The sequence below is a fragment of the Ruminococcus flavefaciens genome, assembly GCF_900108555.1.
In the GTDB taxonomy this organism is placed as follows: domain Bacteria; phylum Bacillota; class Clostridia; order Oscillospirales; family Ruminococcaceae; genus Ruminococcus; species Ruminococcus flavefaciens_P.
Window position 1 is genome coordinate 173,530 of the sequence record NZ_FNWV01000003.1, and the last position, 13,794, is coordinate 187,323.

Consider the following 13,794-nt stretch of genomic DNA (forward strand, 5'->3'; position numbering starts at 1 on the left):
GAAAAAAAACATCATCTTTTCAGATCATGAAATACACTTATTAGTACAAACACCAAGGAGGTTAAGCATGAATAAGATGATAAGTATGATCGCAGCTGCTGCGCTTGCAGTAAGCTGTTTTTCGTGCAGTGATGATAAAAAGAAAAAGGAAGAGCCCAAGCCAACGGATACGGCAGTCAATGAAGACACAGGCGATACGCTCGTTACCGAGCCTGTTTACCGTGAGTACAGCGAAGATGATTTCAAGACCATTGATGTATCCCTTTCATATCCCGACAGAGAGCCGCCTGTAAATGTCAGCTCTGTGGATCTGAGCGGACTTGATTTCGGCAGTAAAGTCCCCATATGCAATAAAGCAGAGAATGTTGAGAGCTATTACACCAACGATTACTATGTTCCTGTTGATACAGGACAGGATTGGTCCTCATATAAGGACAAGGCAGAGAAAGGCTTTGCAGCAAACTGCTATATGTATGGCGGCAAATACTATATAGTCGCTGTGTATCGGGCAGCTTTTGTGGGAAATTATGATTTTTCTCTTTTTCAGTATGACGAAAGCAGCGGTAAAAACGAGGAGATATACAGCTGGTCATCAAATGATATAAACGAGCGTTATATGCAAACACCTGTTTTGGCGAACGGAAAAATGCTCTATTCGGTATATAATGAAACTGATAAGATTTCAAAGGTATATGCCTATGATCTTGATTCAGGCGATGTAAAAATCATTTACGAGAACAGCAGTCCGGACAAATTTATATATGTAAGTCGGGATAACATGGGCTTTCCTTCAATGATCGTGTACGATACAGACTTTTATGTTATTGAGACATTGTTTTATGAGGAGGACTCCGAAAGCTTTATAAGCGATAAGACTGACGATCTGGGCGGCAGGGTAGTCTCGCAAAATATTATCAACGGAGCACCGTTTTATCTTGTAAGACCCGAGGACAGCCAAATGCTTGATATGGTAAGTGATCATTACCGTGTGTCACTGTCCTATATAGGCGGAGATATCGTTTATGGTGACGATAAGATGTTCATTGTCAAGAATTATACGCTTATCCATATATATGACATGGAAAAAATGGAGCATTACATACTTGATGTTGAGGATATGGGCGATGAAGCAGTTTACAGCAAAGGCTTTGTGTTCCTAAGCAGTACATTCAGAGACTATGACTCGCCTGTTTACTGCATAAAACCTGATATGGGCATCGTATATCCCATAGTGGATGTATTTGAATGTAACGGGATAGAGTCATTTGATGATAAAGTCATGTTCAATACTCTGAAAAATCAGACAAATGATGCAGATACCGAAACGGGCGGTATATCCTATAGCGTAGAAAAGGTATACACCGTAACTGTAAAATAACCGTATGTAGGGGCGAGTTCCGCTCGCCCGCAAATAGCCGAAATAACATTAAATAACCTCATTGTAGGGACGACCATTGGTCGTCCGTGCTTTACGCAATAAAAACTGTAGGGGCTGCCTGTGGCAGTCCGCGGTGTTAAATTAAGGGACGCCCTCTTTTACAGGGCGTCCCCTCTCAAAAAACAGTCCACTGGACTGTTTTTTGATTCACCCCTTGCGGTGCGCCTTCGTATTATTTCGCTGTTCCTTAAAAGCTGAGAACAGCGACCAAAGGCTCTGCCTCTGGACTCCGCCAAAGGGGTGGTGACCCCTTTGGAATCCCGTTCATACGTTCAGCAAGTTATTAGGCTAGTCATGATTTAAACAAAGCCCCGAGGCATTTCAAGTGCTTCGGGGCTATACTTCTATATTGTTATCTGTTATATGCAGTTCTACTCACTAATCACTAATTAACTGAGGTATTCCTCGATAACGTCAAGGTCGCCGTATGTACGGAGCAGGGTATAGCCCGTATTTTCGAGGACTGCGTTGACGAAATCATCACGCTCCACACGGTCGGGACGTGAGTGTGAGGTATCGTCAAGCTCGATAAGAGCAACTATAGCTGTATCCTCGTCGGCAAGAGCGAAGTCTATATGCTTCGCTTTTATCTTGTTGAAGCACTCCATCCAGTAAGGATTTTCGGCTTTTGGTTTGGGTTCGATAAGGTCTGCGAGCCTTACCTTGCTGTAGACGCTGAGACCGTATTCATCGGCAAGGGGCTTCAGTCTCTTGTAGAACTCGTATTCCCTGTCTGTGAGAATGGTCTTTGCGTTGTAAAGCTTGGTGATATCGGGCTTGTGCAGCCTTTTGTACAGCCATATTGCCGCGGCAATAATCAGCAGTAAAAATATAAGCGCGAGAATTTCATCTAATTTCATCGTTGGTTAAAAAATAAAAATATATTTGTATATTCAATGGTTTTCCATTGAAAAAACGGTTTTTTCTGACTACTTATGAAAGGGCTCATCTGTCAACGCCTGCGCTTATCTCTTCAACGATCTTGCCGTTTTCGTCTGTTTCGGCAATACTTTTCCAGAAAGAGCCCGAGCCGCCGCAGACATAGAGTTTGCCGTCGGTTATGCCCAAGCCTGAGATATAGTTGCAGTTTGTAAGGTCATTTGCTTCGAGAATAACATTGCTTTTGCCGTCAGGCTCTGCGGAAAATACGGAAATACTATCCGTAAATATGAGTTTATCCTCATAGAAGCAGAAATCGGTGCATCTTTCATCGCTGACCTTTTCCTTTTCGCCGCCCTCAAGAGGGATACAGCAAAGGCTGTTGAAGTCGATAAAGTAGACCTTATCCCCGATAATATACGGAGAGTCGCCTGTTTTAAGCTCTGTGGAGCTATTTTCGCTGCTGAATATGCAGATATAACCATTTGTACCTATGTTATATGAGCATATCAGGTCGTTTTTATAAAAGCCCACTATGTGGACATTTCTGTATTCCGAGGTATATACCTTGTCAGAGAGCTTTCCCGAATAGTCCATAGACTTTATCTCAGTGCCGTTATCGCCCGAAACTGCAAAATATATGGCATCATCTGTGAAAAAGAAGGTGTCGCGGGGCGGGATAACGTCAGTGTACTTTGTTTCACTGTTCAAAGGAGTTGATTTTCCGTTGTCGTATACGCAAAGACCGTCATCGGGCGAATAGTAATACAGCTTATCCTCAGCGGAATACATCAGCTCGCTGTTTTCGGGCAGATCAAGCTCTTCAGTCTTGCCCTTGCGGTCGTCGCGGATATATACCTCTACAGGAACGTTATCTCCGTCTTTATTTGCTGAGTAGATATAGTCTCCGTTATCCATAACAAAAAGCATCTGCTGACGATTTGCCGCACACTCCCTTGAAGGTGCATTTGTATCATATTGTGCTTCGATAGCAGTTGTTTCTTCTGCGTTTGTATCGGTAACTTCGGCGGATATCTCCCTTGCCGAGGAGCTTTCGGCATTGTCTGAATTATTGTTGTTTGAGCAGCCTGAAAGCGTGGAAGCTATGACGAGCGTGCCCATAAAAGCTGCAAAAAATCGGTATTTCATATATCAAATCTCTCATTCCGTACATGGGCGTCGCTTCATTACCCATAAAATTATGCGTCTGTAAGTGACCGTCAGTCACTTGATCAACACACCTCATCATTATAACATTTTGTAAATCCAATGTCAAATATCATATGTGAATAAAATGCACTTATACGGTGAAAAACTCCGAATGTACTAAAATAACAAAGCAGGCAGATACATTTTTTGTACCTGCCTGTATAAAAATATTATTCTGTTGTAGTTTCTTCTTCCTCTTCGGGATTGAGGATAATATCCTCTTCGGGGATCTGTTCAGCCACTGAGGAGAAGTCGAAATCTTCGAATTTATCCACCTTTTTGAATTTAACTTTAAGGTTTGACTCGTCATCGACTATAAGGGTGTCGCCTTCCATTTTTATGCTGAAGCCCTCATAATCGCCCCACATATACATCTGTCCCTTTTTATCGGGAGACCATTCGTAGGACATAGGTTCACCGATGATAGACATTGCGGAAGTATTGTCATCGAAAAGCTCAAGGCGGAAGGCTGTGTTTATGGGATATGCGCCAAGTTTTTCGGTGTAAGTCTCACCGTCCGACTTTACCTCTATAGCTTCCCATTTGCCCATGAAGTCCTTGTAATCGGAATTACTGAGACCTGCTTCTGTAGGAGTTTCGTTATTTGTGAATTCGCTTACAGGCATGAGGAATATTTCAGTACCGTCGTCATCGGCGTATCTCATTATCATCTGTCCCTGTTCTATGCGGCAGTAGTAACCGTCATCGGGACTTTTCAGCCAGAGCTCGCTGTCCTCGGTAACTTCCCAGTTGTATTTATAAGTTCTTGCTTTGCCGCGTGGATTAAGGGATATATCCATATCAGCCGTAAGATCGTCGTATACAGTGAGCTGAGCTACGGCACTGAGGGGATAGCCTGCATATTCGGTCTCATAAGTCTCGCCGAATACTGTTGCTTTGTAAGACTCCCATTTGCCGATGAAAGGCTTTCCCGAATTATCCGGAATGGTAGTAGCTTCGGGTGTGGTGGTGCTTTCTGTAGTTCCGTTGTTTGAAGAATTATTCTTCTTTTTATTGCTACAGCCGCATATACAGCCTGAAAACATAGCGGCTGCAAGACAAAAACAAATGATCTTTTTCATATCTGCTCCTTATTACTCATTTACGCCGAAGTTCTGTATAACACCTGCGGCAGCGTTGAGCGCGTCTGTGTCGATTGGTGTGAATTCGTCAACTTTTTTCAGGTAAATAGCAAAGCCGTCATCTTCAATAGCCAGCATACCGTCACGGTAATGCAGGTCTGTGGTCTGTGTTTCTTCTTTTCCGTCAAGGTCTGCAACTCTGAGTTCGATAATGTCAGGCTCTTTTTCACGCCATGTTATATCGGTATTAGCACCGTACTGTATTACATTAGAGTCTACAGCCGATACCCAGTTTGCCTTGCCGCCGTCCTTTATCTCATATCTGAACAGTGCTGAAATAGGCATACCCAGCATAGTGGTCGTTTTCTCGCCGTCTAAATACATATAATCGGCTTCCCATTTGCCGCAGTATTTCGGATCGTACTTTTCTCCGCAGCTTACTGCGCATATGAGCAGCATCAATGCCGACAGGGTAAAGAATATGATCTTTTTCATTGCTGATCCTCCTTTAATTCTTTTCATCTACAGTGAATACGGGGACTTTTGCGATATGTATCTCGCGTTTGCCCTCGGGAGTATCCTTTGAGGTCACCATGTCACAGCCGATAAAGTCGTATAATTCTGAGATCTCACCGTTATCATCGTATATGAGCTTCATTCCGCCGTCTGCGGTCACCGACCAGCTTATCTGCTGTGCGTTTCCGTCAGGTTCGTAATAAGTACCGCTGCCGTCCTCAAGGAATTCATAGCGTTTGTAAGTGGGCTTGACCTCTTCCTCATCGAGAAGCTCTAAGGTAGTCTCCCACCTTCCTGTTATTTCCTTTGCGATATCAACAGCGGATCTGTTGTTTACGGACACAGCGGAGACTTTTACTCCGTCGTTTGGCACTGTATGGCTTCCGCATGAAGCAAAACAGCATAATATCAGGGCTGCGGCAGAGATACCGCAGAAAATCTTCTTCATATCATTTCTCCCTTCGGTATAATGGTATTATACCGCACAATGATGAAAATGTAAAGTCTTTTTGCAAAAAAGGCTTCTTAGTTTAGAGTTTAGAGTTGAGAGTTAATGTGTTCGCTGCGCTCACATTATTTAGATATTGTCGCCGCAGGCGACTCCACAACTCTAAACTTAAAAAAGCTTCTATATAAGCATCGTACCTACATAGAAGCCTTTTGATCATCTTGTTTTTGTCTTATAAAGCATCCAGATAAGCTCCAGAACGCCTATACCGATGAAGCACAGCATAGTTTTCATACTTGGCTTCTTGACTTTAAATCGGGTTATGAACGCAAGTGCGATAACGAAGAGCGCACCGCCGTATACCTCGGGGAACCAGTCTTTGCCGATATCCCTGTGGAAGCTGTAAAGCAGGGGAAGTATAAGTGCTACGCTTGTAACGGGAAGTCCTTCGTAGACCTTGCGGTTTTCAGTGGTTTTTTTCTGCCTTTCCTCCTCGGCTACGTTGAAGTATGCAAGTCTGATGACTGCACAAAGGGGGAACATTACGAGAATGGGCAGGTCGCACCAGTCTCTCATGCCTATGGAATAGCCGATAACTGCGGGAAGTACTCCGAAGCAGATAGCGTCACACAGTGAATCTATCTGTATACCGAACTTTTTCTCGCTTTCGGTACGGTCTTTTTTTGTACGGGCGACCTTACCGTCAAACATATCACAAAGTCCCGACACCATAAGGCAGATTATAGCGTATTCGGGGTGAGGTCTCATACCGCTGTAGCCTGCTGCGAAGAACATACCTACTACGGACGATATAAGACTCAAATATGTAAGAATAACCGTATAGTTATAATATCCAATCATTATCCAAACCTCAGAAATGAAAATTGCAATTAAAGTAACTCTGTAAGAGTGTATTATACTTACTAAACAATGTAAAATACAAATAATAATATTCGCAATACGAGCATTATATCATAAAAGCAAAGCGTTATGATATAATTGTCCGATTGCAGGGAGCAAATCTTTGATTTGCGTATCTGCAAGGACATTAAGATAAATTATAATGTTCGCAATACGAACATTATAACATAAAAAATACAAAGTTTCAAGTATATTTTCTTATTTTCTCATACAGGTATTTTATGGAGTGTTTTTCTTTCTCCCTCTTTTAGCAGGAATTTTTGTCTCAGTCTTTTTCTGTGTCGGTTTTTTTGAGGCTGTTTTCTGCGCGGTCGCTTTCTTTTTTGCACCGTTTTCACGGTTCACTTTCATCTGCTCCTGACGGGCAGACTTATCTTCAAGACGCTTGTATGCTTCCTCGTAAAGATATTCCTGAGAGTTGAAAGGAGTATCGGGATTTCTGCGCTCGTGGATATAAGTACCGTCGCTGAGCATTATGCGAGCCTTTGCGTTGTCCTTCATAAATATGCGGAACATCTCGCGGATACGCCTTCTCAGGCGTTCATCTTCAACAGGTGCGGCAACTTCCACACGGCGGACAGTGTTCCTGCTCATATAGTCAGCAGAACCGATATATATCTTCTGTTTAGGAGAGTCTGTGCCGAATATGAATATACGGCTGTGTTCGAGAAATCTTCCCACAATGCTGCGGACGGTGATATTCTCGGTATATCCCTGTACACCTGCGATAAGGCAGCAGAGTCCGCGGACTACAAGCTCTATCTTTACGCCTGCCTGTGAAGCTTCAACAAGCTTGTTTATTATGACAGAGTCGTTGAGGGAGTTCACCTTTGCAGCAATATAGCCGTTTCCGCCGCTTTTGGCAATAGCGATCTGCTCGTCTATCATTTCGATTATCTGAGGTCTGAGTGCAAGAGGAGACACAAGGAGCTTTTTGGTATTTTCCACGAAAGTACCGTTGATAAGCCCTGCAAATACAGCTTCTGCGTCTGCTGCGATGTCCCTGTCAGCTGTGAGCAGCATCAGGTCTGTATAAAGTGCGGCAGTCTTTTCGTTGTAGTTGCCTGTGCCTATCTGTGTAACATAGTCGAAATTGCCGCCCTGAGCCTTTCTTGTAATGAGCAGCAGCTTTGAATGTGCCTTGTATTCCTTAGGACCGTATATTACGTTTACGCCTGCTTCTTGCAGCTGTTTTGACCATTCGATGTTGTTTTCCTCGTCAAAACGGGCGCGGAGCTCTATCATTACAAGGACTTCCTTGCCGTTTTCAGCAGCTGTGCAGAGTGCGTCTATGACCTTGCTGCTTCGTGCAAGGCGGTAAAGGGTTATCTTTATGGAAGTTACCTTCGGATCGTTTGCACTTTCCTGCAAAAGGCGTATAAAGGACAAATTCATGGACTCGAATGGATAGCTGAGAAGTATGTCCTTTGCCTTTACCTGTGCAAATACGGGTCTTGTATCGGAAATAGCCGCAGGCTTGCGTGGGGTGCGGACTGTATAGTGCAGTCTCGGATCGTTGTCGTATTCCTGCAATGTGAACAGGTAGGAAAGATCGAGAGGTATGCGCGATGTGAATACACGGGCGTTTTTCAGTTTCAGCTTCTTGCAGAGATAATCAAGTGCATCGCGGCTGAAAACTCCCGAAAGCTCAAGGCGCATAGGAGCAAGCTTTTTGCGCTTGTCTACAAGCTCTTCCATGCGTCTGCGGAACTCGGGACCTCTTCCCGAGGCGGTTATAGCTGCGCTTCGGGTGACTCTTATGAGTGCGCGGTCGATGACCTTGTAATTCTTGAACATGAGGTGAGCGAATTTGAGTATGACTTCCTCGGCGAGTATGAAACGCTTGCCGTCTCTTCCGAGGTTTATTATACGCTCCGAGCGGTTGATAGTTGCAGGTATAAGACCTATGGATATGCCCTTTTTCGTGCCCAGCTGCACTACGGCGTATATCTCCTTGTTCTGCAAAAACGGGAACGGGAGAGCATCATTGATAACGATGCCCGATATGAAAGGCTTCAGCTCGCGCTTGAAGTAAAGCTCGAGGAAAGACAATTCTTCCTTTGTCATCTTGTCAAAGGAAACGTGCTCGTAGCCGTACTCCGCAAGCTCACTCATGGTCGTGAGCAGAGCTCCCTCAACTGAAGGCTGTAATCTGCGTACAGCCGTGAATACAGAGTCAAGCTGCTGAGCAGGAGTCATTCCCGAGAATTTGTCGGGCTTTGCTTTTTTATCCTTTGCCTTTTCTGTCAGAGAACCCACTCTTACCATGAAGAATTCGTCAAGGTTGCTCTGATATATCGCTGAAAAAGATATCCTTTCAAGCAGAGGCGTGTCGGGGTCGACAGCTTCTTCAAGGACTCTTTTATTGAACTTGAGCCATGAAAGCTCCCTGTTTTCAAGATATTCCATATTTATCTCCAATCTTTTTCGAGGTTTGCATTAAATTACGGTTTGTGCCCTATAAGTCAATGGCTGACGGCTCAGTACTTGAACTGTCCGTTGCCTATGAATTCGCAGATGAGCGAATCGGGAGTAATGTCCTTTTTGTCGATAGGCGTAAGAGCTTCGAGGACTTTCACTGACTCCCTTACTTCGGGAACGTCCATGAGCTCCTCGAGCTGACCGAGAAGGTCGTTGCGGTAAGCTGAAAGCTCATAAGCCATGAATGTATCCACATCATAGTCAGAGCGGTATTTATACGGCATTATGTACTTGTTCTCGCCTGCCTCCACGTTGTGGAACATATTCATTGTTTCACGGAGAGAGCGTTTGCGGAAGTTCCTGTCGCGTATCATTCGGCGCATAAGACGTATCCTTGACGGGTGAAGAAGTATGCCGTCATCGGATATACGTGTGCGGACGCTGACATATATCTTGCTTATCATGCTGTCGGGAACAGTGATTACAGAGGGGTTGAGAGCGTGTATGCCCTCGAAAATAACTATCTCGCCCTTGTTTCGCTTGAACATCTTTCCCGAGCCGCAGCGTGTTGAGGTCTTGAAATTGTACTTGGGCAGCTCTATCTCCTTGCAGGCACTTATTGCCTCTATCTGCTGATTGAGGAGCTGACTGTCTACGCGGAGAGGTGACTCAAGGTCCATTTTTCCCTCGGCAGCAAGTGTTTTTTCAGCTTCGGTCAGCGGACAGAACCAGTTGTCCATAGAAAGTGTATGTGTTTCGTGTCCCATATCGTCAAGGAGCTTTTCTATCATCATAGCAGTAGTTGTCTTGCCCGAGCCTGAGGGGCCCGAAAGAAGTATTACAGGCTTTTCGTTGTGGTTTTCGGCGATATCGTCCGCTATTTTCTTTAATTTGTAGAGGTAATCCTCGTTTATTGCCCTTACATATTCTTTAGGGTCTTTTTCTATTCCCTGATTTATTCTTGCAACTTCAATATTCATGAAGGATCTCCTTTATTATTTTTATTTAAAAGTGCTTCTGCTCCTGTGTGTTTTTCATACAGTGCGCAGCCGCGAATTTCGGCATAATATCTGCCTCAAGGTCAAAATTATTGTTCGTATTGGTACTGACATCAGTACATTTATAATATTATATCACATTTTTTGTATTATTTCAACCCGTCATTTTGGTATTTTTAACGTTATATTCAACGGACTGTTTATTTTTACTTGTGATACATAACTTTTTGTAAGTTTACCCCCTTGACAAACCGTGAAAACTGTGATAATATAAATTTACAATATTCCGTAAAACGTAGATGAGGAAGGCTTTTCCGGGACCGTTTCAGAGAGCAGCCGTTTGGTGCGAGGCTGTACGGGCAGGATATTACAGCACACCGCCTCTGAGTGCGCCCAATAAGCGTCGGGAGCTCCCGTTACAGAGCACTTGAGATACGGAGAAGGCTCCGTGTGAATCAGGGTGGAACCACGGTTACTATCGTCCCTTGTGCCTAATTATAGGCGTAAGGGGCTTTTTTGTTCTAAGGAGGTAAATCATGGCTTATAATCTGCATATTTTTAGAGGAACAGACTGGACAGACGGTGCTGATGACCCGATCACAGCAGATGAGCTTCTCAGCATTGACGGCGTTGAGAAATTCAGCCAGCCGCCAATAACAAATCCAAGAACAGGTCTTTCAATGAGTATGGGAATGGATAATATGTATTCATATGGTAAAGCTGTATTCATGCTTGAAGACGGTATGATAACCGTTGCCTGCCGAAACGAAGATGTTCCTGATGTCATGCGTCCTTTAGCAGAAGCTCTCGGAGCTGTTATTCAGGGAGACGAGGAAGAATTCTATTGATAAAATAGTAATGCCGCTGTAAAGAAGGTGAGAAAGTGAGCAATATCAAGTACAACGAGCACGAGGAAGCATACGAGCTGCCGTATAAGATATGGGGCGAGATGATGACCGTTCGCTTTTATACCGAAAGCGAGGAGACTATAATCAGCAACCTCAAGGATATCGCAAAAAAGCTGGCTCAGCTTGACAGCGGTAAGGGTACTGTAGCAGGTATGCTTATCGATGAAGGCTACTATGAGGGCAGTGCGGCGGACGCTCTTGCAAAAATACTGAAGATCGAGGACGTTTACGTCGATATCGACGACGAGGATATCGTCGTTTGCTTCGATACGGGTACTGACGACGGATTTATGAAAGGCTTCGTCCATGTGGAGCTCTTCGGCGAGCTGTTCGAGATAACAGGCTGGGTCACATGAAATGGATACTCCGCAGCGGAAGGATATACGCCTCAATAATTACGATTATTCCCGTAACGGCGCGTATTTTGTGACGATATGCACACGTAACAGGCGGTATTTATTTTGGAATGATCATGATATCCGCAATGTAGGGGCCGCCTTTGGCGGTCCGCACGGTAAGATAACATTAACGGAATATGGGAGGATTGTTAGAGAAGAATTGAAGAAAATCCCTTCGATATATCCCGATATTGTTTTTGTTCCAAAATTCGTAATCATGCCAAACCATATACATTTGATTATTGTATTGAATGCGTTTTCGGAAAACGGACCGCCAAAGGCGGCCCCTACAATCGGAAGCATCATCAATAAATTTAAAGGGGCGGTATCTAAAAAAGCAGGTTTTAAGGTTTGGCAAAAAAATTTTTTTGACCGTGTGTTGCGGAATGAATGGGAATACCGCAATGCGTGGCAATACATCGAAAATAATCCCGAAAATTGGGAAAACGATGAATTATTCTGCAAGGAATAACAGATCATCGCACAAACGAATAATTATGCATCAAGCATTATGAATTATGAATCAATAAAAAGGAGAGATCATCATGATCAAATTATCATTACCTGACGGCAGCGTTCGCGAGATCGAGTCTGCACAGTCAGCCGCAGAAATCATCAAGGGCATCGGTATGGGACTTTACAAGGCTGCCTGCTGTGTAAAGGTCAACGGCGAGGTATGCGACCTACGCACAGTTATCGACAGCGACTGTCAGTTCGAGGTTTGCACATTTGACAGCCTTGACGGTAAAAAGACATTCTGGCACACAGCTTCACATATCCTTGCACAGGCTGTAAAGAGACTTTATCCTGCTGCAAAGCTGGCTATCGGTCCTGCTATCGATAACGGCTTCTACTACGATTTCGACCTCGAAAAGCCTTTCACTCCCGAGGAGCTTGAAAAGATCGAGGCTGAGATGAAGAAGATAGTCAAGGAAGGCATCGAGCTTGAAAAGTTCGAGCTCTCACCTGCTGACGCTATCGCTAAGCTCAAGGAAATGGACGAGCCTTACAAGGTTGAGCTCTGCGAGGAACACGTTGACAAGGGCGAGCCTATATCATTCTACAAGCAGGGCGAATTTATCGATCTCTGCGCAGGTCCTCACCTTATGGACACAGCTCCTGTAAAGGCATTCAAGCTCCTTTCATGTACAGGTGCTTACTGGCGCGGCAACGAGAATAACAAGATGCTCAGCCGTGTATACGCTATCGCATTCCCGAAGGCTTCACAGCTTGACGAGTATGTAAAGATGATCGAGGAAGCAAAGCTTCGCGACCACAAGAAGCTTGGCAAGGAGCAGGCACTCTTCATGTTCGACCACACAGCTCCCGGTATGCCTTACTGGCTCCCAAGAGGCTGGAAGCTCTTCAATGCACTTCTTGAATACTGGAGAGGCGTTCACGAGGATCACGGTTATACTGAAATTTCAGGTCCTGTTCTCTCAAAGAAAGAACTCTGGGTAACATCAGGTCACTGGGATCACTATCAGGACGGTATGTTCGTTATCCCTTCCGAGGAAGATACAGAGGTTTACTGCGCTAAGCCAATGAACTGTCCTAACGCTATCAAGGTATACATGAACAAGCAGCGTTCATACAAGGAGCTCCCCCTTAAATTCAATCAGGTAGACGTTATCCACCGTAAGGAGAAGTCAGGCGAGCTCAACGGTCTCTTCCGCGTTCAGCAGTTCAGACAGGACGATGCTCATATCCTCGTAACTGAGGAGCAGATAGCTTCAGAGATCAACGATATCATGGATATCGCTACAGAGATATACAAGACATTCGGTCTTGAATACAAGGCTGAGCTTTCAACTCGTCCTGACGACTACATGGGCGACATCAACGTATGGAACAAGGCTGAGGCTGACCTCAAGGCTATCCTCGAGGACAAGTACGGTCCTGACGGATACGAGCTCAACGAGGGTGACGGCGCATTCTACGGTCCTAAGATCGACCTGAAGATGAAGGACGCTATCGGACGTGAGTGGCAGATGGGTACTATCCAGCTTGACTTCCAGCTTCCGCTCAACTTCAAGATGAAGTACATCGCTTCAGACGGTTCAGAGAAGCAGCCTGTAATGATACACCGTGCTATATTCGGTTCATTTGAAAGATTCATCGGTATAATCACCGAGAACTTCGCAGGCGCATTCCCGTTCTGGCTCTCACCTATGCAGGTAGGTATCGTTCCTATCAGAACAGACCACAACGACTACGCTAAGAAGGTGGCTGACCTTCTCAAGAAGAACCGCATCAGAGTTGAGGTGGATTACACTGACGACAATATGAAGAACAAGATCAGAAAGTTCAAGGACTTCAAGGATCCATATGTTGTTATCATCGGCGACAGCGAAGCTGAGAACGAGCAGGTTTCTATCAATATCCGCGGCAACAAGCAGCTGAAAAACGTTCCTCTGGACAAGTTCATCGAGATGTGCCGCACAATGAACGAGGAGCATTCACTCGATATCATCGACACACTGTAAAAACTAATTCGGAATTGTGTGGGCGCCCTTTGGGCGCCCACAGGTCACAGTACAATTATCACGGACTGCCAAAGGCAACCCCTACATACG

At 44.7% G+C, this 13,794-nt stretch carries 13 protein-coding genes; 5 read left to right on the top strand and 8 right to left on the bottom strand.

The window, feature by feature from the left end:
- Positions 1 to 67: 67 nt before the first annotated feature.
- Positions 68 to 1,378: a hypothetical protein gene (locus BLW60_RS05970; RefSeq protein WP_074715306.1), complete on the top strand. Its 1,311-nt coding sequence runs from the start codon at positions 68 to 70 to the stop codon at positions 1,376 to 1,378.
- A 449-nt stretch (positions 1,379 to 1,827) separates the two neighbouring features.
- Here the strand turns inward: BLW60_RS05970 and BLW60_RS05975 are convergent, their stop codons facing one another.
- The 8 genes from BLW60_RS05975 to BLW60_RS06010 all read right to left on the bottom strand — a co-directional run bounded on the left by BLW60_RS05975 (position 1,828) and on the right by BLW60_RS06010 (position 9,894).
- Complete coding sequence (locus tag BLW60_RS05975) at positions 1,828 to 2,298, bottom strand: DUF2726 domain-containing protein (RefSeq protein WP_074715309.1); 471 nt, start codon at positions 2,296 to 2,298, stop codon at positions 1,828 to 1,830.
- Between the two features lie 85 nt (positions 2,299 to 2,383).
- Positions 2,384 to 3,466 (bottom strand): DUF5050 domain-containing protein, encoded by a 1,083-nt coding sequence (locus BLW60_RS05980; protein WP_074715312.1) that lies wholly within the window; start codon positions 3,464 to 3,466, stop codon positions 2,384 to 2,386.
- 230 nt (positions 3,467 to 3,696) lie between these two features.
- Positions 3,697 to 4,608: a hypothetical protein gene (locus BLW60_RS05985; RefSeq protein ID WP_074715314.1), complete on the bottom strand. Its 912-nt coding sequence runs from the start codon at positions 4,606 to 4,608 to the stop codon at positions 3,697 to 3,699.
- A 12-nt stretch (positions 4,609 to 4,620) separates the two neighbouring features.
- Positions 4,621 to 5,103 carry a hypothetical protein gene (locus BLW60_RS05990; protein WP_074715317.1) on the bottom strand — a complete coding sequence of 161 codons (483 nt, stop codon included), beginning with the start codon at positions 5,101 to 5,103 and terminating at the stop codon, positions 4,621 to 4,623.
- A 13-nt stretch (positions 5,104 to 5,116) separates the two neighbouring features.
- Positions 5,117 to 5,572 carry a hypothetical protein gene (locus BLW60_RS05995; RefSeq protein ID WP_074715320.1) on the bottom strand — a complete coding sequence of 152 codons (456 nt, stop codon included), beginning with the start codon at positions 5,570 to 5,572 and terminating at the stop codon, positions 5,117 to 5,119.
- A 216-nt stretch (positions 5,573 to 5,788) separates the two neighbouring features.
- Positions 5,789 to 6,433 (bottom strand): CDP-alcohol phosphatidyltransferase family protein, encoded by a 645-nt coding sequence (locus tag BLW60_RS06000; RefSeq protein WP_074715323.1) that lies wholly within the window; start codon positions 6,431 to 6,433, stop codon positions 5,789 to 5,791.
- Positions 6,434 to 6,712: 279 nt separating this feature from the next.
- Positions 6,713 to 8,902: a polyphosphate kinase 1 gene (gene ppk1, locus BLW60_RS06005; RefSeq protein WP_074715326.1), complete on the bottom strand. Its 2,190-nt coding sequence runs from the start codon at positions 8,900 to 8,902 to the stop codon at positions 6,713 to 6,715.
- Between the two features lie 71 nt (positions 8,903 to 8,973).
- Positions 8,974 to 9,894, bottom strand: coding sequence for a uridine kinase family protein (locus tag BLW60_RS06010; RefSeq protein WP_074715329.1), 921 nt, complete (start codon positions 9,892 to 9,894; stop codon positions 8,974 to 8,976).
- Between the two features lie 554 nt (positions 9,895 to 10,448).
- On the opposite strand from BLW60_RS06010, the gene BLW60_RS06015 reads away from it, so the two are divergent.
- The 4 genes from BLW60_RS06015 (at position 10,449) to thrS (ending at position 13,704) form a co-directional block, all read left to right on the top strand.
- Positions 10,449 to 10,760: a hypothetical protein gene (locus BLW60_RS06015; protein ID WP_074715331.1), complete on the top strand. Its 312-nt coding sequence runs from the start codon at positions 10,449 to 10,451 to the stop codon at positions 10,758 to 10,760.
- A gap of 35 nt (positions 10,761 to 10,795) precedes the next feature.
- Positions 10,796 to 11,176 (top strand): hypothetical protein, encoded by a 381-nt coding sequence (locus tag BLW60_RS06020; RefSeq protein ID WP_074715334.1) that lies wholly within the window; start codon positions 10,796 to 10,798, stop codon positions 11,174 to 11,176.
- A 1-nt stretch (position 11,177) separates the two neighbouring features.
- Positions 11,178 to 11,690 (top strand): transposase, encoded by a 513-nt coding sequence (locus BLW60_RS06025; RefSeq protein ID WP_074715338.1) that lies wholly within the window; start codon positions 11,178 to 11,180, stop codon positions 11,688 to 11,690.
- 73 nt (positions 11,691 to 11,763) lie between these two features.
- Positions 11,764 to 13,704: a threonine--tRNA ligase gene (gene thrS, locus BLW60_RS06030; RefSeq protein ID WP_074715341.1), complete on the top strand. Its 1,941-nt coding sequence runs from the start codon at positions 11,764 to 11,766 to the stop codon at positions 13,702 to 13,704.
- Positions 13,705 to 13,794 lie beyond the last annotated feature (90 nt).